Origin of the sequence: Colwellia sp. PAMC 20917, assembly GCF_001767295.1 — a bacterium.
Taxonomy (GTDB): Bacteria; Pseudomonadota; Gammaproteobacteria; order Enterobacterales; family Alteromonadaceae; genus Colwellia_A.
Genome location: NZ_CP014944.1, coordinates 4,072,028 through 4,093,946, shown reverse-complemented (window position 1 = coordinate 4,093,946; position 21,919 = coordinate 4,072,028). Strand labels below are relative to the sequence as shown.

Here is a 21,919-nt window from a genome sequence, read left to right as displayed (position 1 = left end):
TTATTCTGCATTAGCGCATAGCTTAAGCTTTTTGTTTCTTTTTAGTGATTATTCAGCAAATTTATGAACAACACTTATTTTAAATGTACGACCTAAAGGATTATGGGTAAAGGGGTCATAATTTAAATCTAAACGAGCAAAAGAAGGCTCTTCATCAGTTAAATTACTCACCGTTAAGTTCACCTTCGTTCGGTCATCATTCAAGAGATAGTTATAACTTAAATCAAGCTGTATTTGGCTTTCGATGACTTGACCTCTAGTGTTAGTCGTAAATAACGAATCTCGCTCATCTTTATAATCACTAACATAATAAGCAGATAAACTAACATTGTGATTGTCGAAGTCGAAACTATTTATCATCGTAGCTTTATACTTGGGCATTGGACGATTAGAGTTGGTATTATTTAGGAAACCAGCCGCATCAAAAGCCTCTGATAAATCATCGCCAGCCACTTTATATTCAGCGGTATACGTTCCATTCATATCCAAGGTCCAATAATCGGTCACATTCAAGCGTAATTGAACATCAATACCACTTGTTTTGACATCAGCGCCATTGATTATTTTAGTTTCAATACGTTCAACTGTGTTTGCGTTACCAGGCTCTGTCCATTGCACTTGATCAACATAAGGTTGTTTACCAGCAACTGCAGCCGATAATACCGCATTATAGTTTTCAACAATGATTGGGTCGCTTAGATCAAATGACCAAAAATCAATAGTTGCGAATAAGCGATCCCCCCAAAATTCACCAATAACACCAAAGTTTAGTGCAACGGCAGATTCAGGTGCTAAGGCAGCATTACCTTGAGTATCAACAGCTTTAAAGGCGGCAGGAGCCCCAACATAAGAAAGAGTTGTATTACTACCTTCTAGTTGATTAAGTGTAGGTCCTCTAAAAGTAGTACTTGCTGAGCCTCTTAATGAGAAGTTGTCATTAATAGTATATTGCGCTGATACTTTTGGATCTAAAGTATCACCTACTTCTCCGCCATAATTTTCATAACGCAAAGCAACCTTCATTTTTAAATCGTCTGATACAGGTAACGCTACTTCACTGAATAAAGCATAAATACTTTGCGATGAATCTTGATTCAGCTCACCGCTACGAAAATGAAAAACACCCGTAGGGTTTGCACAATCTGTTTCACCAAGCTCTGGACATGGGTTTATCGCTAAATTTCCAAGGTCATTAACTTCATTTGAAAAAGACTCATAACGATACTGAGCGCCGACAGCAAGTTCAACAACACCGCCATCTAATTCAATATCTAAGTCACCTGAAACTAAGCTATCAAACACAAATAATTCAGTTTCTTTTTGTGATGTTCTGGTTCCCGAAACGTAATCTAACACCTCTTGAGAGTTGGCTAACGTTGGATTGTAGTTCGGGTTAGTCGCGCCATTAGAAGCCGATGTTTCAATGCCATTAGAAAACGGGTTAAAGAATAAACAGCCATTAGCACCTGGTACACCCGCATCCATATCACAATTGTCGCCACCATAACCTAATAAGGCATTCTTCAATGGCACGATTAAGGTATCTGGGTTACTAACATAATCAAGTTTTGAATTTGAATAAGCGAAGCCGGTTTCCCAGTTATAGTCATTATCAAATTTACCCTCTAATTCTGCTGCAATACGGTAAGTTTTATAGTCTAAGCCACCTTCGCTAGAAGGCCCAGCAACACCTACTGTGCGACCAATATAAGCAACACGGTTTAACGAGGGATGAGGCGCACTGGCAAATTCAGGATTGCTCGCCACTAAGGCTTGCCATGCAGGATGGTAAGTTGGTACATAGCGGTCTGAAAAATCTACTAATTTTTGTGGTGGATACGAAGGTGAGCCATAAGTAGTTGGTACCTCAGTCTGTGAGTACAACAGTTCAACATGTAGATTAATATCATTTATAAAATCATGGTTTAATTCACTAAAAACTTTTAAGTGGGTATCACCATCATTTAACGCTGAGAATGGCGTATATTGGAATCTACATAAACCCGCTTTCGTTCCGCCTAACACTTCACAACCCGGGTCTAATAAATATTTAGGATTTGAGTTATCACCCAACCAAGCCGCATTAAATATCGACGGAGGATTACCTATTGATGACCAACCACCTTGTGGGTTAGTCGCATAATCCTGTACTGCCCAATCTTTATCTGCTGTGCTGATGGTATTAGTTTTATCATAGCTAACAGAAGTTACCCAATGAGTATCATCATTGCCTAGCCCAAAGATGAGACCTAAGCCATAATCGCCATCACTATCTTGTAAATTTTTATAGTCAGCTTTTACTTCTAAGCCTTCAAAGTCACTTCTTGTTGAAAAATTAACTACACCTGCGATTGCATCAGAACCATATATCGCCGCTGCACCTTCTTTTAGCATGTCGACACGTTTAACCGCCATCGAAGGAATGTCTTGGGTGTTAACATAAAGCATTTGTTGATCAACAATAGCGTAAGGGTTGAAGGTATGTCTTTTGCCATTAATTAACACTAAGGTACGGCCTGCCCCTAGTCCTCTCAAATTGATATTGGAAGTACCTTCGGTGCCATTAGAGCCGTATTGATTTGAATTACCTTGAATACCAGAACTGATTGACAATTTTTGTGTCATTTCAACAATAGAAGGAGAACCTATTTTTTCTAAATCTGCTCGGCTAATCGTTTGCACAGGCGCTGAGGTTTCAAGTGCCGAACCTTTTAAATGAGAACCAATAACTTGGATTTTCTCAATATCTTTTTTATTTGTCTCTTTTACTTCTTCCGCATACAAAGCACTACTTGCCATGATACCAAGCGCTGCGCTAATCGCGATTGTTATGGAGTTTCGTTTTAGTCTGGTATTTTTCATATGTTTCCCCTGTTATTCATTTTATTTTATTTTATTTTATTGTGATCATAATATTTTCAATTAATGACTATTTTTCCTCCAACAGCTATTAATTGTTCTGCTTACTGCACTAAATTACCCTTAAGGTTTTGCTTGTATCCTCATGATAATTCAGCGATTCAATCGTTATAAAGACTCAGTAAAAAAGCCTATACCGCACTGCATTCAAAAATTAATTTAAGTGATACTAATTCTGCATAGCGGAATATGCAAGTACTTTATTTAACCGATAATTCCACTAATTTAAATTTAACCTAGCATTAACAAAAATAATATAAAGCTAAAAATCAAACTAATATTATCTAGTAAGAGAATATTTAGTCAGCAAATATAATGTTATTAGCTATAATTACATCTTGATATTTACCTACCCCTGTGTTCCACTGTGCGGAATGAAAAGCTTTTAAAATAGAGATTTAAAAATGATTCGAGATCAGGAAATGTTGGATCAGTTTCTAGGCAGTATTTCAAAATTCGTTAGAGAGCGTTTAGTCCCTGCGGAAAATGAAGTGGCAGAAAACGATGCTATTCCAGATGATATTGTTCAAGAAATGAAAGCCATGGGTTTGTTTGGTATGACCATCCCAGAAGAATACGATGGCTTAGGTCTAACAATGGAGGAAGAGGCGCTGGTCGCTATTGAGTTAGGTCGAACATCACCTGCTTTTCGCTCTCTCATTGGAACTAACAACGGTATTGGCTCGGCCGCTATTGTATTTGATGGCACTGAAAAACAAAAAAAAAGCTATTTACCTAAATATGCCTCAGGTGAACTTATCGGTGCTTTTTGTTTAACTGAACCCGATGTTGGCTCTGACGCCTCTGCCGTAAAAACGTCGGCAATAAAGCAAGGCAACGAGTATATTATTAATGGTACCAAGCGTTATATTACTAACGCGCCAAGAGCAGGAACCTTTACCGTGATGGCTCGGACCGATCCATCGATTAAAGGGGCTAAGGGAATATCGGCTTTTATCGTAGACGCGACGACTCCTGGTATTACCCTTGGGCCTAAAGATAAAAAAATGGGTCAGCAAGGTTCTCATACCTGTGATGTTATTTTTGAGAATTGCCGTGTCCCTGCCGAAAATATTATTGGTGGTGTTGCAGGCAAAGGCTTTATAACGTCAATGAAAGTATTAGACAGAGGTCGCCTACATATTTCAGCATTAAGTGTCGGTATTGCCGAGCGATTAATTGATGATGCCTTAAGATATGCCATACAGAGAACACAATTTGGTAAACCCATTGCTGAGCACCAAATGATTCAAGTGATGTTAGCGGACAGTAAGGCTGAAGCTTACGCCGCTAAATGCATGGTACTTGATGCAGCAAGACAAAAAGATTTAGGCAAAAAAATAACCACAGAAGCTTCTTGTTGTAAGTTATTTGCCACAGAAATGGTGGGAAGAGTCGCTGACAAAGCAGTACAAATTCACGGCGGTGCTGGCTACATTTCAGAATACGCCGTAGAAAGACTTTATCGTGACGTCAGATTATTTCGATTATACGAAGGCACAACACAGATCCAACAAATGATAATTGCCAAAAATATGATCAAAGACATTCAATAAATTAAGACCAACGAAGGATTTGCACAATGAATTTAAACTTTACCGCCCAAGAAAAAGACTTTCAACAAGAAGTGCAGCAATTTTTGCAAGAAAAGTTACCGAAAGATATCGCTGAAAAAACCAAAAACGCATTACATTTATCTAAAGATGAATGTAACCAGTGGCAAAAAATACTCTACAAACAAGGCTGGGCCGGTGTTAATTGGCCAGTTGAGCATGGTGGAACGGGTTGGACACCGACACAAAAATATATTTTTGCTAATGAATGTGCCAAAGCCGGTGGCCCCGATGTAATTCCTTTTGGTCTAAAAATGGTGGCCCCTGTTATTTATACCTTTGGTAATGAAGAACAAAAGCAACGTTTTTTGCCTGACGTATTAGCCAGTAATGTGTGGTGGTGTCAGGGGTATTCAGAACCAGGTGCAGGCTCTGACCTTGCATCGGTTAGAACAACAGCGGTAAAAGAAGGCGATGAATATGTGGTTAACGGCACCAAAACATGGACAACCTTAGGCCAACATGCCGATTGGATATTCTGTTTAGTCAGAACCGGTGAGCCAAGCGTTAAAAACCAAGAAGCGATTAGTTTCCTATTAATTAACATGAACGACCCTAAGATAACGGTATCACCCATTATTACCATTGATGGTCGACATGAAGTTAATGAGGTTCATTTTGATAATGCCCGTGTGCCTGCAATTAATCTTATTGGTGAAGAAGGTGAAGGTTGGACCTACGCTAAAGTACTATTAACCCATGAGCGAACCGGTATCGCTCGCGTTGCTATCTCTAAAGATCGCCTCGTACAGTTAAAAGCCTTGGCGCAAACATCGCCTGATGGCGATAATAAGTTAATTGAAGACACTATTTTTGCGCAAAAAATTGCACAAGTAGAAATCGATTTATTAGCCTTAGAATATACTGAATTACGCACACTTTCTGCTATCAGCACAGGCCAAGCACCCGGGCCAGAGTCGTCTATTTTAAAAATTGTCGGCACACAAATTATCCAAGCCATTGACGAATTGTATGTCGAAGCCGCGGGATATTACGCAATGCCATTTGTTCCTCATCAGTTCAATGATGAGTTTGACGGACAAAGCATTGGCCCTGATATGGCAACGAACAGTGCATTACGTTACTTTAATAATCGCAAAGCTTCCATATATGGCGGAAGTAACGAAATTCAAACTAACATTATCAGTAAAGCCGTTTTAGGCCTTTAAATTAGCATTAGGAGTTTACTATGGACTTTTCGTTAAACAACGAACAACAAATGATTCAAGATAGTGTATCAAAGTTTATTCTCAACGATTACGATTTTGATACGCGTCGAAAAATACTGGCATCGGAGACAGGTTTTAGTCAAGAAAATTGGCGTTTATTTGCTGAACTTGGCTGGTTAATGCTGCCATTTACCGAGGAAGATGGCGGTTTAGGTGGTTCTATGGTCGACCTTATGTTGGTCATGGAAGAGTTTGGCAAAGGCATGGTCGTTGAACCTTTCCTTGCAACAGCGGTTATGTCGGGTGGTTTAATTGCCTTAGCCGGTGATCAAGCGCAAAAAGACGATTATTTACCGACAATAATGGCAGGTGAGTTGCAAATGGCTTTTGCCTATGCCGAGCCGCAAAGTCGTTATCAATTAAACAACGTAAAATGTCGTGCTATCGAAAACGAGGGTGAATTTGTTATTACCGGTCAAAAGTCGGTGGTATTAAATGGTAATCATGCCGACACATTAATAGTTTCAGCGCGTACTTCTGGTGCAACAAATGACGACAATGGCATCAGCTTATTCCTTGTTGACGCTAATCACCCGAGCGTGAAACGCGAAGGTTATGCCAATGTTGATGGCCATCAAGCGGCTGACATTTGGTTTGATAACACCCCTGCTCTAGCCTTGTTAGGTGAGCAAGACAACGCCTTGCCTGTCATTAGTAATATTATCGACAAAGCTACGTTAGCAGTTTGCGCCGAAGCCGTTGGTGCCATGCAAATAGCCAATGAACGCACAGTAGAATATGCAAAAACACGTAAACAGTTTGGTCGTACTATTGGCACTTTCCAAGCACTACAACACCGGCTAGTAAATATGTTTATCGAGCATCAGCAAGCTAAATCTATACTGTTAATGGCGGTATTAAAAATGGATAGCAATAATGGCCATGATGCAAAAGCATTATCAGCGGCGAAAAGTCGAATTGGTAAAGCAGCAAACTTAGTGGGTCGTGAAGCAGTTCAGTTACATGGTGCTATAGGTATGACTGATGAACTTGATGTCGGTCATATCTTTAAACGTTTGACCACCATTCAATTTTTGTTTGGTAGCACTGATGCTCATACCAAACGTTTTGCAGCCTTATAACGCGTTAATTACGGTTACCTCATAAAAAATGCCTTGAATTGATAAGTACAATTCAAGGCATTTTCATTTTCATTTTCATTTTCATTTTCAATGTAAAGATAGCCAAAGCATTATTCTATCTCTTTCATCTCAATTCCTATGAAACAGAAAAATACTGATTAAATAAAAATTAATGGCCGAAATTAGCTAATTAGTAAAACTTCAATCATTTCACTAGCTGCGATAATCCACTTTTTCATTAAAGAATTAACCGTAATAATACTAGTGCTTGTTCTCCCCTTAATACTTCTGAAACCGGGGCTTTGTTTAAGTGGTCAAAGTAAGCGTTATAACCACGTTTTCTTGTCAGTCATACATGTTTTAAATTATCAGAAATAATTACAAAGCTCACACCTTTATAAGTCAGTTCTTTTGCCACAATACGTCCTAAAATAATAAAGCCACCGGGTTTATAAAAACTCATCCACGCCAAAAAGCAAAACATTTTTACTATTTGCGGTAATCGCTGTTTGTGCTGTTTCCCATTAACGCTTGAACGTAAAGACTCCACATATCCCTGCAGAGCAATTCACGGCACCTAAGGTCAATTCATTTCCATCCCAGCCAGTAATCAATACCATGTCACAATGTTCATGTTATGGTCGCCAGCATTGCAGTGAAATGTCATATTATGAAGAAGCGAAGTATTTTCTTCAAAATTATCTCTATACTAAAATGGATGGTAATAGAGACGCTAACCCCTGTGAAAGGCAATGTAACACCTTTTAACTACCACCCTTTTTGTAGGATTTTATCCTTTGCCTGTGCTAAAGTCAGAGCCATAAAGTGGCTTAGCCTTTTTAGCTTAGCAATAGCTTGAAATCTATAGCGATATTAAAACTACAAGTTGTTTTACATGGATAAAATGAAACCGAACTCTTCTGCTCCAAACACAGAACAGCCAACGATCCTCTGGCACGATTATGAAACTTTTGGTATATCGCCGAAGTTTGATAAACCGTCTCAGTTCGCCGGTATACGAACCGATCATGATTTAAACATTATTGGCAAACCAGAAATGTTTTATTGTCGGCCGCCACAAGATTATCTTCCGCAGCCGGAAGCTTGTTTAGTTACGGGTATTACTCCACAGAAAGCTCAGCAAGAGGGTTTATCAGAGGTTGAGTTCGCTGAACGTATTCATACGTTATTTACCCAACCTGATACCTGCGTTGCTGGCTATAACAGTATTCGTTTTGATGATGAATTTACCCGTTACCTGCTTTATCGTAATTTTTACGACCCTTATGCACGGGAATGGCAAAATGGTAATTCTCGTTGGGATATTATTGATATGGTGCGTGCTTGTTATGCCCTTCGCCCTGAAGGTATAAACTGGCCAACCGTTGTGCGAGATGGCGAACAAGTGGTTAGTTTTCGTCTTGAGTTATTAACTAAAGCCAATGATATTGCTCATGAAGCAGCGCATGATGCGATGAGTGATGTTTATGCCACTATTGCCATGGCAAAGTTGATTAAAGAAAAACAGCCTAAGCTTTATGACTTTATTTTTAATCTGAGAAATAAAAAGCAGGTTGCTGAATTAATTGACGTTTATAATATGACGCCGATTGTGCATACCTCAAGTAAAATTTCATCGGAGCACGGTTGTACCAGCTGGTTCGCCCCTTTTGCTTATCATCCGGTTAATAAAAATGCCATTATCGCCGTAGACTTAGCGTTAGATCCACAGCCATTATTTGATTTAAGTAGCGATGAAATCAAAGCGCGATTGTATACTCGACACGATGAATTAGCCGATGACGAATTACCCATTCCCATAAAACTTATTCATCTCAACAAGTGTCCTATTGTTGCGCCAGCAAAAACATTATTGCCTGAAAATGCCGAACGTTTGAAGATCCCTCGCGAGCTTTGTTTAGCAAATTTGGCTAAGTTAAAACAGCATTTAGAAGTAAGAGATAAATTAGCGGAAGTATTTGCTGCCGAAGACTATAGCGACCAAGCAAAGCCAGACGCTGAGCACTCTCTGTATGGTGGTAATTTCTTTTCGCACGGTGACAAAGCACAAATGGATATTCTACGTGAGCTTTCACCTGAACAATTAGCGACTCACCCGTTTATTTTTCAAGATGAACGATTAATGCCTTTATTATTTTTATATCGAGCCAGAAATTATCCATTAACCTTAAGCAGTGCTGAACAACAAAAGTGGCAGCAACGTTGCCAAGACAAAATTCAGTTTGGTGGTAAAGGCTTATTAAGTGCTGATGAGTTTATGATCACGTTAGAGAATTTAGCGCATGAGCATGAGAGCGATGCAGGGAAAATGAAGGTGCTTAAAGCACTTTATCAATACTTACAGTCTTAAGGTTACCTTGTTATTTATGTTGTATTTCATATGAGGTAATTACTTAATAAAAATGGAGCCTAATCGCTCCATTTTTATTGATAGCATGAAAGACGCTTAGCTAAAATGAATCGCCAGGAATACGTACCCAACCTTCCATTAATACGCGAGCACTTCGGCTCATTACGGCTTTATCAACAATCCAGGCGCCATTAACTTCACTGGCTTGTGCGCCCACTTTAAGCGTGCCTGATGGATGACCAAAAGTCACAGATTCTGAGCCTTCACCTGCAGCATTACCCGTAGCAAGAGCAACTAAGGTGCCCGGAATAGCGGCTGCTGCGCCAATAGCAACTGCCGCTGTACCCATCATCGCATGGTGTAATTTACCCATAGACAATGCGCGCACGTGTAAGTCAATATCGCTTGCTAAAACAGCTTTACCACTTGAGGTAACATAATCTTTAGCTGGTGCAACAAAAGCAACTTTGGGGGTATGTTGGCGAGCCTCTGCTTCTGAAATTTCAGTAATTAAGCCCATTTTAATCGCGCCATAAGCACGAATCGTTTCAAAACGTTCTAGTGCTGCAGGGTCGCCATTAATGGCTTCTTGTAACTCGGCGCCGGTATAACCAATTTCATCTGCATTTAAAAAGATGGTTGGAATACCTGCGGTGATCATCGTTGCTTTAAAAACGCCAACACCGGGTACCTCTAGGTCATCAACAATATTTCCCGTTGGAAACATCGCCTCTGATGGATCAACGGGTGCGATAAATTCAACCGGTACTTCTGCCGCAGGGAAAGTAACTCCGTCGAGCTCGAAATCACCGGTTTCTTGTACTTCACCGTTGGTGATAGGTACTTGAGCAATAATCGTTTTCGAGATGTTTTTTTGCCAAATACGTACAGTACAAATTCCGTTTTCAGGAATACGGGTTGCATCAACAAGGCCAGAATTAATCGCAAATGAGCCAACTGCAGCGGTTAAGTTACCGCAGTTACCACTCCAATCTACAAACGCTTTATCGATAGCCACTTGGCCAAATAAATAATCTACATCGTGATCGGCTTGGTTTGATTTTGCTAAGATAACGGTTTTGCTGGTGCTTGAGGTTGCGCCGCCCATACCATCGGTTTGTTTGCCGTAAGGATCTGGACTACCAATAACGCGTAGCAGCATATTATCGCGTGCTTCGCCGGCAACCTGACAACGTTCAGGTAAATCAGTTAAATTAAAAAATACGCCTTTTGAAGTGCCGCCACGCATATAAGTAGCAGGAATTTTTACTTGAGGTATGTGTATTTTGGGAGTATGAATCATCAGTTTTCCTTCAATGTTTTTCGCTTCTCGCAAGACGCTTTAGCTAGGTTAAATGGTGTCACATAGCTTTCTATGCTGCTGCCATTATCCTGACTAAAAAGCTTTTTGCTTTGCGATTTTGTCACTAATAAAAAGCAGCAAATTAGTTACCTAAATTGCTGCTTTAATTAAAATTACACCGAGTTGATTTTTATAAGAAGTGTTTTATCAAGGCCAACGCGCCGTTGACTAAGATCAATGAGCACTTTAAACCTAGATAAAACATTAAAAATCAATTATCTATTAGACTCCAAGAAGTCATTCGCAAACTTTTGCAATACGCCACCCGCATTGTAAACTGACACTTCTTCGGCGGTATCTAAACGACACTTAACTGGTATCGTTAATAATTCGCCGTTGGTACGGGTCATTAACACGTTCATTTCAGCGCCCGGTGACATCTCACCGTTACCTGCAACATCAAACGTTTCGGTACCATCAATATTGTAGGTATGGCGTGTTTCGTTATTAACAAACTGCAAAGGTAAAACGCCCATGCCCACTAAGTTAGTACGATGAATACGCTCAAAACCTTCGGCAACGATCACTTCAACCCCAGCTAAACGAACACCTTTAGCCGCCCAATCACGTGATGAACCTTGACCATAGTCAGCGCCAGCAACGATAATTAACGGTTGCTTACGCTCCATGTAGGTTTCAATCGCTTCCCACATGCGTGACTCAGTGCCCTCTGGCTCTATACGCGCCAGTGAACCTTGTTTAATGTCACCCTTGTCATCACGACACATTTCATTTAACAATTTAGGGTTAGCAAAAGTTGCTCGTTGCGCGGTTAAATGATCGCCGCGATGCGTTGCATAAGAGTTAAAGTCGACTTCGGGTAAGCCCATTTTATCTAAATAAGCCCCTGCAGCACTATCGAGTTGAATAGCATTTGAGGGTGATAAATGATCTGTGGTGATGTTGTCACCTAAAACCGCTAACGGACGCATACCTTTCATGGTACGTTCACCCGCTAAGGCGCCTTCCCAATAGGGTGGACGACGAATGTAAGTGCTCATTTCTCGCCAATCATAAAGCGGAGATTCAGCCGGCTCAAAAGCGCCTAAATCAAACATCGGCGTATAAATTTTCTTGAACTGCTCTGGCTTAACACAGCTTGCAACTATCGCATCTATAGCTTCGTCAGTTGGCCAAATATCTTTTAAGGTAATATCATTACCTTGTTGGTCTTGTCCGAGTACATCTTTTTCAATATCGAAACGCATCGTACCGGCAATAGCATAAGCAACGACTAACGGTGGTGAAGCTAAAAAGGCTTGTTTAGCATACGGATGAATACGTCCATCAAAGTTACGATTACCCGATAAAACCGCCGTTGAATAAAGATCACGGTCAATAATTTCTTGTTGAATTTTTGGATCTAACGCGCCCGACATGCCGTTACAAGTTGTACAAGCGTAACCGACAATACCAAAACCCATTTTTTCCATTTCAGATAATAAACCGGCTTCTTCTAAATAAAGTTTCGCGACTTTTGAACCTGGTGCAAAAGATGATTTAACCCAAGGTTTGCGCAATAAGCCAAGCTCGTTAGCGCGTTTAGCCACTAAGCCTGCCGCCACAACGTTGCGAGGGTTCGAGGTATTAGTACAACTGGTTATAGCGGCAATAATAACCGCGCCATCTGGCATCTCTCCGGCTTTTTCTTGTGCTTTACAGGCATCAAGGTCTTTCGCTATGCCTTTTGACGACAATTCGCTGGTCGGTAAACGACTGTGCGGATTAGACGGGCCAGCCATATTACGACCAACTGATGATAAATCAAACTCAATAACGCGGTCATATTCAACGTCAGCTAAGTCATCAGCCCATAAACCGGTATGTTTAGCATAGGTTTCTACCAGTTCAACTTGCTCTGGCTCACGGCCGGTCAGTTTTAAATAATCAATGGTTTGTTGATCAATATAAAACATTCCTGCTGAAGCGCCATACTCAGGTGTCATGTTCGAAATAGTAGCGCGGTCACCTATAGTTAAACCTTTGGTACCTTCACCAAAGAATTCTAAGTAACTTGATACCACTTTTTGATTACGCAAAAATTCAGTAATGGCTAAAACCAAATCAGTAGCCGTAATACCCGGTTGGCGTTTACCCACCAGTTTTACGCCAATAATATCAGGTAAGCGCATCATCGACGGGCGACCTAACATGACAGTTTCAGCTTCTAAACCACCGACACCAATAGCTATAACACCTAAGCAATCGATATGCGGGGTATGGCTGTCGGTGCCAACACAAGTATCAGGAAAAGCAACACCGTCACGGAGTTGAATAACCGGTGACATTTTTTCCAAATTGATTTGATGCATAATGCCATTACCCGCAGGAATAACATCAACATTTTTAAACGCTGTTTTGGTCCATTCAATAAAATGGAAACGGTCTTCGTTACGGCGATCTTCAATGGCACGATTTTTTTCAAACGCATCACTTTCAAAACCAGCATGTTCAACAGCAACAGAATGATCAACAATTAATTGCGTCGGTACAACCGGGTTTACTTTTGAAGGATCACCACCTTGCTCGGCAATCGCATCACGCAGTCCTGCTAAATCTACCAAAGCCGTTTGACCTAAAATATCATGACAAACAACACGTGCCGGATACCATGGAAAATCAAGATCTTGCTTACGCTCAATTAATTGCTTAAGTGAATCTGTTAAGGTTTCAGGTGAACAACGGCGTACCAATTGTTCAGCTAATACGCGTGAGGTATAAGGTAGTTTTGCGTAACTACCGGCGCTTATTGCTTCAACCGCCCCTCGAGTATCAAAATAATCTATATTGATGCCGCCAATTTTATAACCGGGCAACGGTTTGCGATGTTCATAATTCATAGTCATTACCTTTCGCTGATAGGTGGAACCGCTCTCGGCTTAGCGCCTTTGTAGTCAGCACTTGGACGAATAATACGGTTATTTGAACGTTGCTCCATAATGTGAGCAGACCAACCTGTTACGCGTGAACAGACAAAAATAGGGGTAAACAATTTAGTGGGAATACCCATGTAGCTGTACGTTGAAGCATGGAAAAAATCAGCGTTACAGAATAACTTTTTGGTATCCCACATGAATTCTTCACAGGCTACTGAAATATCGTAAAGTGACGTATCCCCATTTTCAGCCGCTAACTTTTCAGACCATGCTTTAATAATGACATTACGTGGGTCTGAAGTACGGTAAATTGCGTGACCAAAGCCCATAATTTTTTCTTTACGTTCAAGCATACCCGCCATTTTTTCTTTAGCGTCGCTTGGCGATGAGAATGATTCAATCATATCCATTGCGGCTTCGTTAGCACCACCATGAAGTGGACCACGTAATGTGCCAATAGCGCCGGTGACACATGAAAACATATCAGACAAGGTTGAAGCACATACACGCGCCGTGAAGGTTGAAGCATTAAACTCATGTTCTGCATATAAAATTAATGATACGTCCATAACACGTTGATGCTGTGCTGATGGGCTTTCACCATTTAGTAAGCGCAAGAAATGTCCGCCTAAAGAGTCTTCGGTTGAAGTACAGTCAATTTCTACACCGTCATGGGAGAATTTATACCAGTAACACATGATGGCAGGAAATGCGGCTAATAAGCGATTGGCTGCTTGATTTTGCTCGCTAAAATCATTTTCTGGCTCTAAATTACCTAAAAATGAACAACCGGTGCGCATAACATCCATTGGATGAGTTTCTTTTGGGATCAGTTTTAATACCGCTTTTAATGCTTGCGGTAAGTCGCGCATGGCAAACAACTCAGTTTTATAAGTGGCGAGTTCTTTTTCATTAGGGAGTTCACCATGAAAGAGTAAATAAGCAACTTCTTCAAAGGTACTGTTTTCAGCTAAATCAGCAATATCATAACCACAATAGGTTAAACCTGAGCCTGACTCACCAACGGTACAAAGCGAAGTTTCACCCGCACTTTGACCACGTAAGCCTGCGCCACCAATTTTTTTATCTGCTACTTTTACATCTGACATACTATTTTCCTCATATTCTTTTGTTGGGTTAGTCGCTTGTATCGCTGCTAACTTAGTTTTATTTTATTATAATATCTGTTACTTATTTTTACCTTCGGTGAACAAAGCATCAAGCTTTTGCTCGTAGTCGTGGTAACCCAAGTAATCGTATAAATCCATACGCGTTTGCATATTGTCGATTTCAGCTTTTTGGTCACCATCATCAAGTAAGGTTTTGTAAACCGACTCAGCCGCTTTATTCATCGCACGAAATGCTGATAATGGGTAAAGTACCATCGCACAACCCCACTCACCTAGTTGCGCTTTGTTCCACAATTCGGTTTGGCCAAATTCGGTAATATTAGCGAGCACTGGCACATCTAACGCTTCGGTAAAAGCCCGATAATGTTCTTCTGTTTTAACTGCTTCGGCGAAAATACCATCGGCCCCTGCTGCCACATAAGCTTTAGCTCTTTCAAGTGCAGCTTCTAAGCCTTCTTGAGCAAAAGCATCGGTACGAGCCATGATAAAGAAGTCTTTATCAATACGCGCATCTACAGCGGCTTTAATACGGTCAACCATTTCTTGGGTTGAAACAATTTCTTTATTTGGACGATGTCCACAACGTTTCTGTGCCACTTGGTCTTCAAGATGAACCGCGGCTGCCCCTGCTTTTTCCATATCGCGAATAGTTTTAGCGATATTAAACGCGCCACCCCAACCGGTATCTATATCAACCAGCAAAGGCAAACTTGAAGCAGCAGTAATACGCTGAACGTCAGCAATAACATCATTTAATGACGTCATACCTAAATCGGGTAAACCATATGAAGCATTGGCAACACCACCACCTGAAAGGTAAATCGCTTGGTGACCTAATTGCTCAGCCATCATCGCGCAATAAGCGTTGATAGTACCCACTACTTGTAAAGGTTTATTGTTTACTAGTGCTTGACGGAATTTAGCGCCAGGTGAAAGTTGCGTAGACATAGGGTTTCCTCTTAGTTTTGTTAAATAATTGTTGTGCTATTTGTTAAAGCCACTGGTCAGCTTTACTTTTATTTATTGGTCGCGCTATTTTGTAGCGCTATTTTCTTTTCGATATTTTTTCTTGATGCGGCAATATGACGTCTCATCAAAATTTCAGCAAGTTCGCCATCTCGGTCACAAATCGCTTGGATAATATGTGAATGTTCTTCAAAGGCACGGGTTGCGCGTGGGCTATGCATGCCAAATTGAATACGATACATACGCACTAAGTGGTAAAGCTGCCCGCAAAGAATATTGATTAATTGTTGATTATGACTACCTAAAATCACTTTATAGTGAAAGTCTAAGTCGCCCTCTTCTTGATAATAAGCAACACCATCGATAAGGTCTTGTGAGTTGGCGTGTTGAGCGAGCATATCTTGCATTTCGGCTATTTCATCATCGCTCATGTTAATTGCCGCTTCTCGACAAGCCATGCCTTCAAGCGCTTCACGAACCACGTATATTTCTAATAAGCCTTCGATGGTGCAATCAACAACTCTTGAGCCAACATTGGCTTTACGCTCAATTAAATGACATTTTTCTAAACGATTGAGGGCTTCTCGCAAAGTAGAGCGACTGATTTCATATTGCTTAGCTAATCCGGGCTCACTAATTTTGCTGCCTGCTGCTATTTTTCCATCGACAATCGCATGAAGTATGGCATAAAAAACTTTGTCTGCAGTGGTCACTGGTTCTTGTAAGGTTGGATTGTCTAATGCCATAAGTATGCTAGCGCCATAATTGTCTTAACGAGGTAATTGTCGACATTTACCGATTTTAAAAATCATACTAAAGCACACAGCTTAAAAGTCAAGTAGACCAAAGTATAATTGTCGACAATTTAGTTATTGAATTAGGTGTAGGCGCTGAGGGAATTAACCAAAAAACCAATAGCAAACCGCTATTGCTGCAGTAATCCCAGCTAAATCAGCAAGTAAGCCACAGGCAATGGCATGTCGACTATATCGAATTCCCACAGAGCCAAAATAAACGGCTAGTACATAAAAAGTTGTTTCTGTTGATCCTTGAAAAATTGATGCTAATCGACCGGCAAAAGAATCGGCACCATGGGTTTTCATCGTTTCAATCATCATAGCTCTGGCACCAGAGCCACTTAACGGTTGCATTAACGCGGTAGGCATCGCATCAACAAAACGGGTGTCAAACCCTAAAAACATCACTAACTCCCTAAAACTGTCGACAATTAGTGTTAATGCGCCACTGGCACGAAAGACGCCAATAGCGACCAACATCGCCAGTAAATAAGGAATAAGTTTAATACTGGTGTCGAAACCTTCTTTAGCCCCTTCTATAAAGCTGTCGTAAACATCAACCTTTTTTCGAACGGCTGCCAAGATAAAAATAATTAAGGTCGAAAAAATTAAAAAATTGCCTAAAAATGACGACTGTTCGGCAAGTGCTTGTGAGGTCAGCATCGAGAAATACACCACTAAGCCTCCTACTAAAGCAATCGCTGCAGATAAATAGAGTAAAATAATTGAGTTATACAGCTTAATTTTTTGTACTGTGGCTACCGCTAATAAGCCAGCGAAAGTTGAAGCAAACGTTGCCAGTATAATAGGGACAAAAACATCGGTAGGGCTAGCAGCTCCCTGCTGAGCGCGATAAACAAACACAGCAACGGGAAAAAGTGTAACGCTTGAGGTATTTAAAACCAGGAATAATATTTGTGCATTGGTCGCGGTATCTTTTTGGGGGTTTAATTGCTGAAGATCTTGCATGGCTTTTAAGCCAAGCGGCGTTGCTGCATTATCTAAACCTAAAAAGTTAGCCGATAAGTTCATCGTCATTGAAGCAATAGCCGGATGACCTTTAGGGACGCCTGGCATTAAACGGGTGAATAACGGCGAAATAGCGCGCGCAAGCTTATCCATTAAACCGGCGTTTTCAGCAATTTTCATCATGCCTAACCAAAAGCTTAAAATACCAATTAAGCCAATCGCAATATTAACGGTTACTTTTGACATTGAAAAAAGCGCTTGCACGAGTTCTTCAAAAATTAAAAGATTATCAAGAAAAAACCATTGATAAAGCGCCGAGCCAAAAGCAATAAAAAAGAAACTGATCCACAAACGATTTAACACAAAAATAATCTTATTAGTCATAGATAATGAAATTATCATGACATATTACCCGCAGTAATTACAGTCAAATACGCTTGTGGACAAGCGGAGAGAAATAACGGCACACTAGCGGTGTGGGTGTTAGCCGTAAAATACAAGACAACAAAACAAATACTATTTATCAGTAACTTATAATAAATGAAATTTAAATTAGCTTTTAAAAAAGTTTACACTACAATTAATCACACAGTGTAAATATCAATCAATTGCTCGCGATTTTTAATTTTTATTTTGCTGATTTTTATCGATGTAAATAGTGTTTATTAGCGCACGGCTCATGCTTTACGAGCCATTCCCTTGGGCCCGAGCTAGCAATAGTTTCGGGCACTTTTTTGCCTTTATTTTAGCTTAAAAAGTCGTTTGAAATTTGCCGTTGAAAGCTCGGCTATCGTTTCAACTGACTGACCACGAACGCTGGCTAAAAATTTAGCGACATCGACTACATAAGCGGGTTGATTTTGCTTTCCTCGGTGAGGAACTGGCGCTAAGTAAGGTGCATCTGTTTCAATTAAAAATCGATCATCGGGGACAAGTTTAGCAACTTCACGTAATTCACTGGCATTTTTAAAGGTAACGATACCAGAAAATGAAATATAAAAACCAAGGTCAATCGCTTGCTCTGCCATATCCCAAGTTTCGGTAAAGCAATGTAAAATACCACCAACATTTGCGGCATTTTCTTCACGAAGAATATCTAAGGTATCTTGCTGAGCATCACGAGTATGAATAATTAGCGGTTTATTTAATTGATTCGCCACACGGACATGCTTGCGAAAAGAATCAAGCTGCACCGCTTTAGTTTCAGGGGCATAAAAATAGTCTAAGCCAGTTTCACCAATCGCAATAACTTTGTCGGTTTGTGATAAGCGGGCAAGCTCTTCTTGGTCAATTAAATCATCTTGATTTAGTGGGTGAGCGCCACACGACAGCCAGACATTATCATATTTAGCCGTTTTTTCTACCATGCTAGGAAATTCCGCTAAGGTTACGCTAACACACAAAATCTCGTCTACTTGAGCGGCGGCGGCGGCTTTTAAAACATTGTCTAACTCGCCATCAAACTCGGTTAAATCCAGTCTATCTAAGTGGCAATGTGAATCTATAAACAAACAACTTTCTCCAATAATTTTTTAATTAAAACAAAACCCTACATTGATAATGTTGGCTCTGAAGAGCTCAATAAGCGCCCTATCAACTTTTCAATTTGATTACGTACATTGTCATTATCTTCTTCAAAACTAACACCAATACCCGCTGGTGTACCATTTTGAGCACCTGTTGGCGTTAACCAGCATACTTTGCCTACAACACTTGATGGCTCTAGGGAGTCAGGCAAGGTGACTTCAAGTGTTACTTCATCGCCCAAATTAAATTGCTCTGTACTGCGAACAAATAGCCCACCATTTTTAACAAAGGGCATATAGTATTGATATAATTCTCTGTCAGATAAAAATTCTAAGCTAAATTGTTTCATCATTTTTCCTCAAAATTTATCTTATGAGCTAGTTATTATAATCTTATTTTTCTTCGATAACTGCTGTTATGTCAACGAGTAGCTTTTCAAAGATGAATTGAGCTAATATTGCTTGCTATTCGCATGCACTTATTTTTCTATTTTTCTTCAATAACTGTTTTTATATCAACAAGTAGCTTTTCAAAGATGAATTGTTTGTTTGCTTGCATTAACAATTTAAGTTGTTTAATAGCAGACAAAACTAATTGATATATTGACCATATTACCTGCTCATTCAAGATAATGTCGCCTTTTAGCCAATTATATTGTTGGCGCATCAACTTAACCATGACTTTTTCTAACCAGCGAACGCTATTGGTGTTATCAACCAGTAAGCTTAATATTTCACTACGTTTAATGGTTTTATTTTGCAAAAAAGTAAAGAAACAGCTCTCAAAATGTAGGTATTGGTCATTAACAAAACTGTCAGAGAGTTCTTTTAAGTGACTCAAGTTAACAAAAGGGTCGCTACCAGATTGCTTAAGCTCAGCTAATAATTTTTCACCAACCGGCGGCCGAATATCAATCACATAACAACGACTAATAATGGTCGGCAATAACGTTTCAACTTCAGAGGTTAATAAAACAATATAGTTATTAGCATTAGGTTCTTCGAGGGTTTTTAATAAGGCATTGGCCGCAGAGATAGTCATATGATGTGCTGCGGTTATTAATGTCGTTTTACAATGACCTATTTGCGCTGTTTTTTCGAAAAAACGACTCGCTTGTCTCACTTGATCGACACCAATACTTTTTCCGCCACTTTCAATAAGTAAATGGTCTGGGTAAGTATGACTTTTATGCAGTAAGCACGCCTTACAGACGTTACACGGTAAGATAATACCCTGCGAGTTTTGGGGTTTAGTACAAGACAAAACCTGAATAAGCCACAGCGAAAGATCACTTTTACCCGCGCCTTCGACACCATTGATCAAGATGGCATGCGGTAATTTTATTTGCGTTATTTGCTTTGATAACAAAAGTTGCTGTTGCTCTAACCAACTGTGCATTAGTGTTTCCTGCTAACGGTGATAGTCATTAATGACTTTTTAAAAATTCGTTTACCGCTAAGCGAATATTATTATGTACAACAGGCATAGGCGCACTGGCATCAATAATTTTAATCGTTTCATCGGCTAACGCAATTTCAAGATACTTATTACGGACACGATGAAAGAATTCTATTTTTTCTAATTCGATACGATCTAATGCCCCTCGAGCTTGCGCTCTTGCTAAACCTAGCTCAGGAGATATATCTAAATAGAGTGTTAACTGCGGCTTAAAGCCTTTTAAGGTCACTTGGGCAATCGTGTCCATAAGTTCATCGTTAAATTGTCTGCCCCCCCCTTGATAAGCCCTTGAGCTTAAATCATGGCGGTCACCGATGACCCATTGACCTTTTTCTAATGCCGGAAGAATTCGATTCGCCATTAGCTGACTGCGGCTAGCGTACATCAATAATAATTCAGTTTCTTGTGTCAATATTTCTTGGTGATCGGCAGATTTCACGATATCGCGCAATGACTCCGCTAAAGGAGTGCCTCCCGGCTCTCGAGTATTAATAAAATCAATACCATGCTCGGTGAGTATTTTTTTAACCACTGAAATAGCTGAAGATTTTCCTGCCCCTTCAATACCTTCAATGACGATAAATTGACCTTTATTCATTTTTTACTTCTTATGCAATTTTTAGTTCAACTGATATTTTTTTACTGCCGCATTATGATCTTTTAAATTAGTTGAAAAGATATGCTGACCTTTGCCATTACTGACAAAATATAAATAATCTGTTGTTAATGGGTTTAACGCGGCATGTATGGCACTTTTACCAGGCATAGCGATAGGTGTAGGTGGCAAACCATTAATTCGGTAAGTATTATACGGTGTTTTCTCGCGCAAGTGACGATATTTGATGTCTCCTTGGTAACGTTCACCTAAACCGTAAATAACGGTTGGGTCAGTTTGCAGGCGCATCTTTTTGTTTAAACGGTTAAAAAATACCGATGAAATAATGCCATGCTCGGCATTTTTGCCACTTTCTTTCTCAATTATCGATGCCATGATCAACGCTTGATACTTATTTTTATAAGGTAAAGGTTCGGCGCGATTTTGCCACGCTAGATTTAATTCAACGGACATTTGTTGTTGAGCACGTTTTAACAGTTCTATATCGGTAGTACCGGCAGTAAACGCGTAAGTTTCTGGGTAGAACAGCCCTTCGGGATTAACGTGTTCAATATTGAGTTTACTCGCGATATCAGCCACCGAAGTTTGCTGAAGCGTATGCACTAGGTTATCCGTTTCACTCAACTGCACTAACCACTCCTTAAAGGTTGTTCCTTCAATAAAAGTCACGGTAAATTGATGCTCTTTACCGGCAACTAATTGCGCCAACAAAACCTCGCCAGAAACGTCTTTATTAATTTGATAAGTGCCCGCTTTTATATTCGCATACTCGGGCTTAAGTCGAACATAATTACGCATCCAAAAGCGCGTATTGAGCCAGCCATTTTTGATCAGTTGTTCTGAAAATCGACTAAACGAGGTACCGTCTTTAATGGTTAATAGTTGGGTGGATGAAATATTGAGCGGCTGTTTCATTTGATAAAAGGTATAGGCAACTAAAGAGGCGCTTAACATCACCACCGTGAAAAACGACACAGCAAATATTATCTTAATTTTTTTCATT

At 40.1% G+C, this 21,919-nt stretch carries 17 protein-coding genes and 1 pseudogene; 5 read left to right on the top strand and 13 right to left on the bottom strand.

Annotation, left to right across the window (positions count from 1 at the left end; translation table 11 throughout):
* Positions 1 to 48: 48 nt before the first annotated feature.
* The gene (locus A3Q34_RS17530) at positions 49 to 2,862 is read right to left on the bottom strand and encodes a TonB-dependent receptor domain-containing protein (protein WP_070376517.1); all 2,814 of its coding nucleotides are present in this window, start codon (positions 2,860 to 2,862) and stop codon (positions 49 to 51) included.
* Between the two features lie 461 nt (positions 2,863 to 3,323).
* On the opposite strand from A3Q34_RS17530, the gene A3Q34_RS17525 reads away from it, so the two are divergent.
* The 3 genes from A3Q34_RS17525 to A3Q34_RS17515 are packed head-to-tail and all read left to right on the top strand — an operon-like array spanning position 3,324 to position 6,843.
* On the top strand, positions 3,324 to 4,475 hold the full coding sequence (locus tag A3Q34_RS17525; protein WP_070376516.1) for an acyl-CoA dehydrogenase family protein: 1,152 nt from the start codon (positions 3,324 to 3,326) through the stop codon (positions 4,473 to 4,475).
* 26 nt (positions 4,476 to 4,501) lie between these two features.
* Complete coding sequence (locus A3Q34_RS17520; protein ID WP_070376515.1) at positions 4,502 to 5,701, top strand: acyl-CoA dehydrogenase family protein; 1,200 nt, start codon at positions 4,502 to 4,504, stop codon at positions 5,699 to 5,701.
* 20 nt (positions 5,702 to 5,721) lie between these two features.
* A complete protein-coding gene (locus A3Q34_RS17515) occupies positions 5,722 to 6,843 on the top strand; it encodes an acyl-CoA dehydrogenase family protein (RefSeq protein ID WP_070376514.1) in 1,122 nt (373 codons plus the stop codon).
* 221 nt (positions 6,844 to 7,064) lie between these two features.
* On the opposite strand, the pseudogene A3Q34_RS20965 reads toward A3Q34_RS17515, so the two are convergent.
* A pseudogene (locus A3Q34_RS20965) lies at positions 7,065 to 7,285 on the bottom strand (cation:proton antiporter); the annotation flags it as partial.
* A gap of 176 nt (positions 7,286 to 7,461) precedes the next feature.
* On the opposite strand from A3Q34_RS20965, the gene A3Q34_RS21160 reads away from it, so the two are divergent.
* Both A3Q34_RS21160 and sbcB read left to right on the top strand, forming a co-directional pair.
* On the top strand, positions 7,462 to 7,611 hold the full coding sequence (locus tag A3Q34_RS21160; protein ID WP_331710927.1) for an excalibur calcium-binding domain-containing protein: 150 nt from the start codon (positions 7,462 to 7,464) through the stop codon (positions 7,609 to 7,611).
* 127 nt (positions 7,612 to 7,738) lie between these two features.
* Positions 7,739 to 9,214 (top strand): exodeoxyribonuclease I, encoded by a 1,476-nt coding sequence (sbcB, locus tag A3Q34_RS17505; RefSeq protein ID WP_442855262.1) that lies wholly within the window; start codon positions 7,739 to 7,741, stop codon positions 9,212 to 9,214.
* Between the two features lie 100 nt (positions 9,215 to 9,314).
* On the opposite strand, the gene prpF is transcribed toward sbcB, so the two are convergent.
* The 11 genes from prpF to mltG form a co-directional block, all read right to left on the bottom strand.
* Positions 9,315 to 10,517 (bottom strand): 2-methylaconitate cis-trans isomerase PrpF, encoded by a 1,203-nt coding sequence (prpF, locus tag A3Q34_RS17500; RefSeq protein WP_070376512.1) that lies wholly within the window; start codon positions 10,515 to 10,517, stop codon positions 9,315 to 9,317.
* Positions 10,518 to 10,792: 275 nt separating this feature from the next.
* Complete coding sequence (acnD, locus tag A3Q34_RS17495; RefSeq protein ID WP_070376511.1) at positions 10,793 to 13,417, bottom strand: Fe/S-dependent 2-methylisocitrate dehydratase AcnD; 2,625 nt, start codon at positions 13,415 to 13,417, stop codon at positions 10,793 to 10,795.
* Between the two features lie 5 nt (positions 13,418 to 13,422).
* The gene (gene prpC / locus A3Q34_RS17490; RefSeq protein WP_070376510.1) at positions 13,423 to 14,562 is read right to left on the bottom strand and encodes a bifunctional 2-methylcitrate synthase/citrate synthase; all 1,140 of its coding nucleotides are present in this window, start codon (positions 14,560 to 14,562) and stop codon (positions 13,423 to 13,425) included.
* 78 nt (positions 14,563 to 14,640) lie between these two features.
* Positions 14,641 to 15,531 (bottom strand): methylisocitrate lyase, encoded by an 891-nt coding sequence (gene prpB, locus A3Q34_RS17485; RefSeq protein WP_070376509.1) that lies wholly within the window; start codon positions 15,529 to 15,531, stop codon positions 14,641 to 14,643.
* A gap of 68 nt (positions 15,532 to 15,599) precedes the next feature.
* The gene (locus tag A3Q34_RS17480; RefSeq protein WP_070376508.1) at positions 15,600 to 16,295 is read right to left on the bottom strand and encodes a GntR family transcriptional regulator; all 696 of its coding nucleotides are present in this window, start codon (positions 16,293 to 16,295) and stop codon (positions 15,600 to 15,602) included.
* A 153-nt stretch (positions 16,296 to 16,448) separates the two neighbouring features.
* Positions 16,449 to 17,678, bottom strand: a complete 1,230-nt coding sequence (locus A3Q34_RS17475) for a nucleoside recognition domain-containing protein (RefSeq protein WP_070377235.1) — start codon at positions 17,676 to 17,678, stop codon at positions 16,449 to 16,451.
* A 377-nt stretch (positions 17,679 to 18,055) separates the two neighbouring features.
* A complete protein-coding gene (locus A3Q34_RS17470) occupies positions 18,056 to 18,826 on the bottom strand; it encodes a TatD family hydrolase (RefSeq protein ID WP_070376507.1) in 771 nt (256 codons plus the stop codon).
* A 38-nt stretch (positions 18,827 to 18,864) separates the two neighbouring features.
* A complete protein-coding gene (locus A3Q34_RS17465) occupies positions 18,865 to 19,191 on the bottom strand; it encodes a PilZ domain-containing protein (protein ID WP_070376506.1) in 327 nt (108 codons plus the stop codon).
* 137 nt (positions 19,192 to 19,328) lie between these two features.
* Positions 19,329 to 20,240, bottom strand: a complete 912-nt coding sequence (locus A3Q34_RS17460) for a hypothetical protein (RefSeq protein WP_070376505.1) — start codon at positions 20,238 to 20,240, stop codon at positions 19,329 to 19,331.
* Between the two features lie 28 nt (positions 20,241 to 20,268).
* Entirely contained in the window at positions 20,269 to 20,898 is a 630-nt protein-coding gene (gene tmk, locus A3Q34_RS17455) for a dTMP kinase (RefSeq protein ID WP_070376504.1), read from the bottom strand.
* A 21-nt stretch (positions 20,899 to 20,919) separates the two neighbouring features.
* Entirely contained in the window at positions 20,920 to 21,918 is a 999-nt protein-coding gene (gene mltG / locus A3Q34_RS17450; protein ID WP_070376503.1) for an endolytic transglycosylase MltG, read from the bottom strand.
* Between the last annotated feature and the right edge of the window lies 1 nt (position 21,919).

Bases quoted from the DNA above. Each gene is read 5' to 3' on its own strand.
- acnD (WP_070376511.1), bottom strand. From the start codon at position 13,417: ATGAATTATGAACATCGCAAACCGTTGCCCGGTTATAAAATTGGCGGC.
- prpC (WP_070376510.1), bottom strand. From the start codon at position 14,562: ATGTCAGATGTAAAAGTAGCAGATAAAAAAATTGGTGGCGCAGGCTTA.
- A3Q34_RS17520 (WP_070376515.1), top strand. From the start codon at position 4,502: ATGAATTTAAACTTTACCGCCCAAGAAAAAGACTTTCAACAAGAAGTG.
- A3Q34_RS17480 (WP_070376508.1), bottom strand. From the start codon at position 16,295: ATGGCATTAGACAATCCAACCTTACAAGAACCAGTGACCACTGCAGAC.
- prpF (WP_070376512.1), bottom strand. From the start codon at position 10,517: ATGATTCATACTCCCAAAATACACATACCTCAAGTAAAAATTCCTGCT.
- sbcB (WP_442855262.1), top strand. From the start codon at position 7,739: ATGGATAAAATGAAACCGAACTCTTCTGCTCCAAACACAGAACAGCCA.
- mltG (WP_070376503.1), bottom strand. From the start codon at position 21,918: ATGAAAAAAATTAAGATAATATTTGCTGTGTCGTTTTTCACGGTGGTG.
- A3Q34_RS17515 (WP_070376514.1), top strand. From the start codon at position 5,722: ATGGACTTTTCGTTAAACAACGAACAACAAATGATTCAAGATAGTGTA.
- A3Q34_RS17525 (WP_070376516.1), top strand. From the start codon at position 3,324: ATGATTCGAGATCAGGAAATGTTGGATCAGTTTCTAGGCAGTATTTCA.
- A3Q34_RS17460 (WP_070376505.1), bottom strand. From the start codon at position 20,240: ATGCACAGTTGGTTAGAGCAACAGCAACTTTTGTTATCAAAGCAAATA.
- A3Q34_RS17465 (WP_070376506.1), bottom strand. From the start codon at position 19,191: ATGAAACAATTTAGCTTAGAATTTTTATCTGACAGAGAATTATATCAA.
- tmk (WP_070376504.1), bottom strand. From the start codon at position 20,898: ATGAATAAAGGTCAATTTATCGTCATTGAAGGTATTGAAGGGGCAGGA.
- A3Q34_RS17530 (WP_070376517.1), bottom strand. From the start codon at position 2,862: ATGAAAAATACCAGACTAAAACGAAACTCCATAACAATCGCGATTAGC.
- A3Q34_RS21160 (WP_331710927.1), top strand. From the start codon at position 7,462: ATGTCACAATGTTCATGTTATGGTCGCCAGCATTGCAGTGAAATGTCA.
- prpB (WP_070376509.1), bottom strand. From the start codon at position 15,531: ATGTCTACGCAACTTTCACCTGGCGCTAAATTCCGTCAAGCACTAGTA.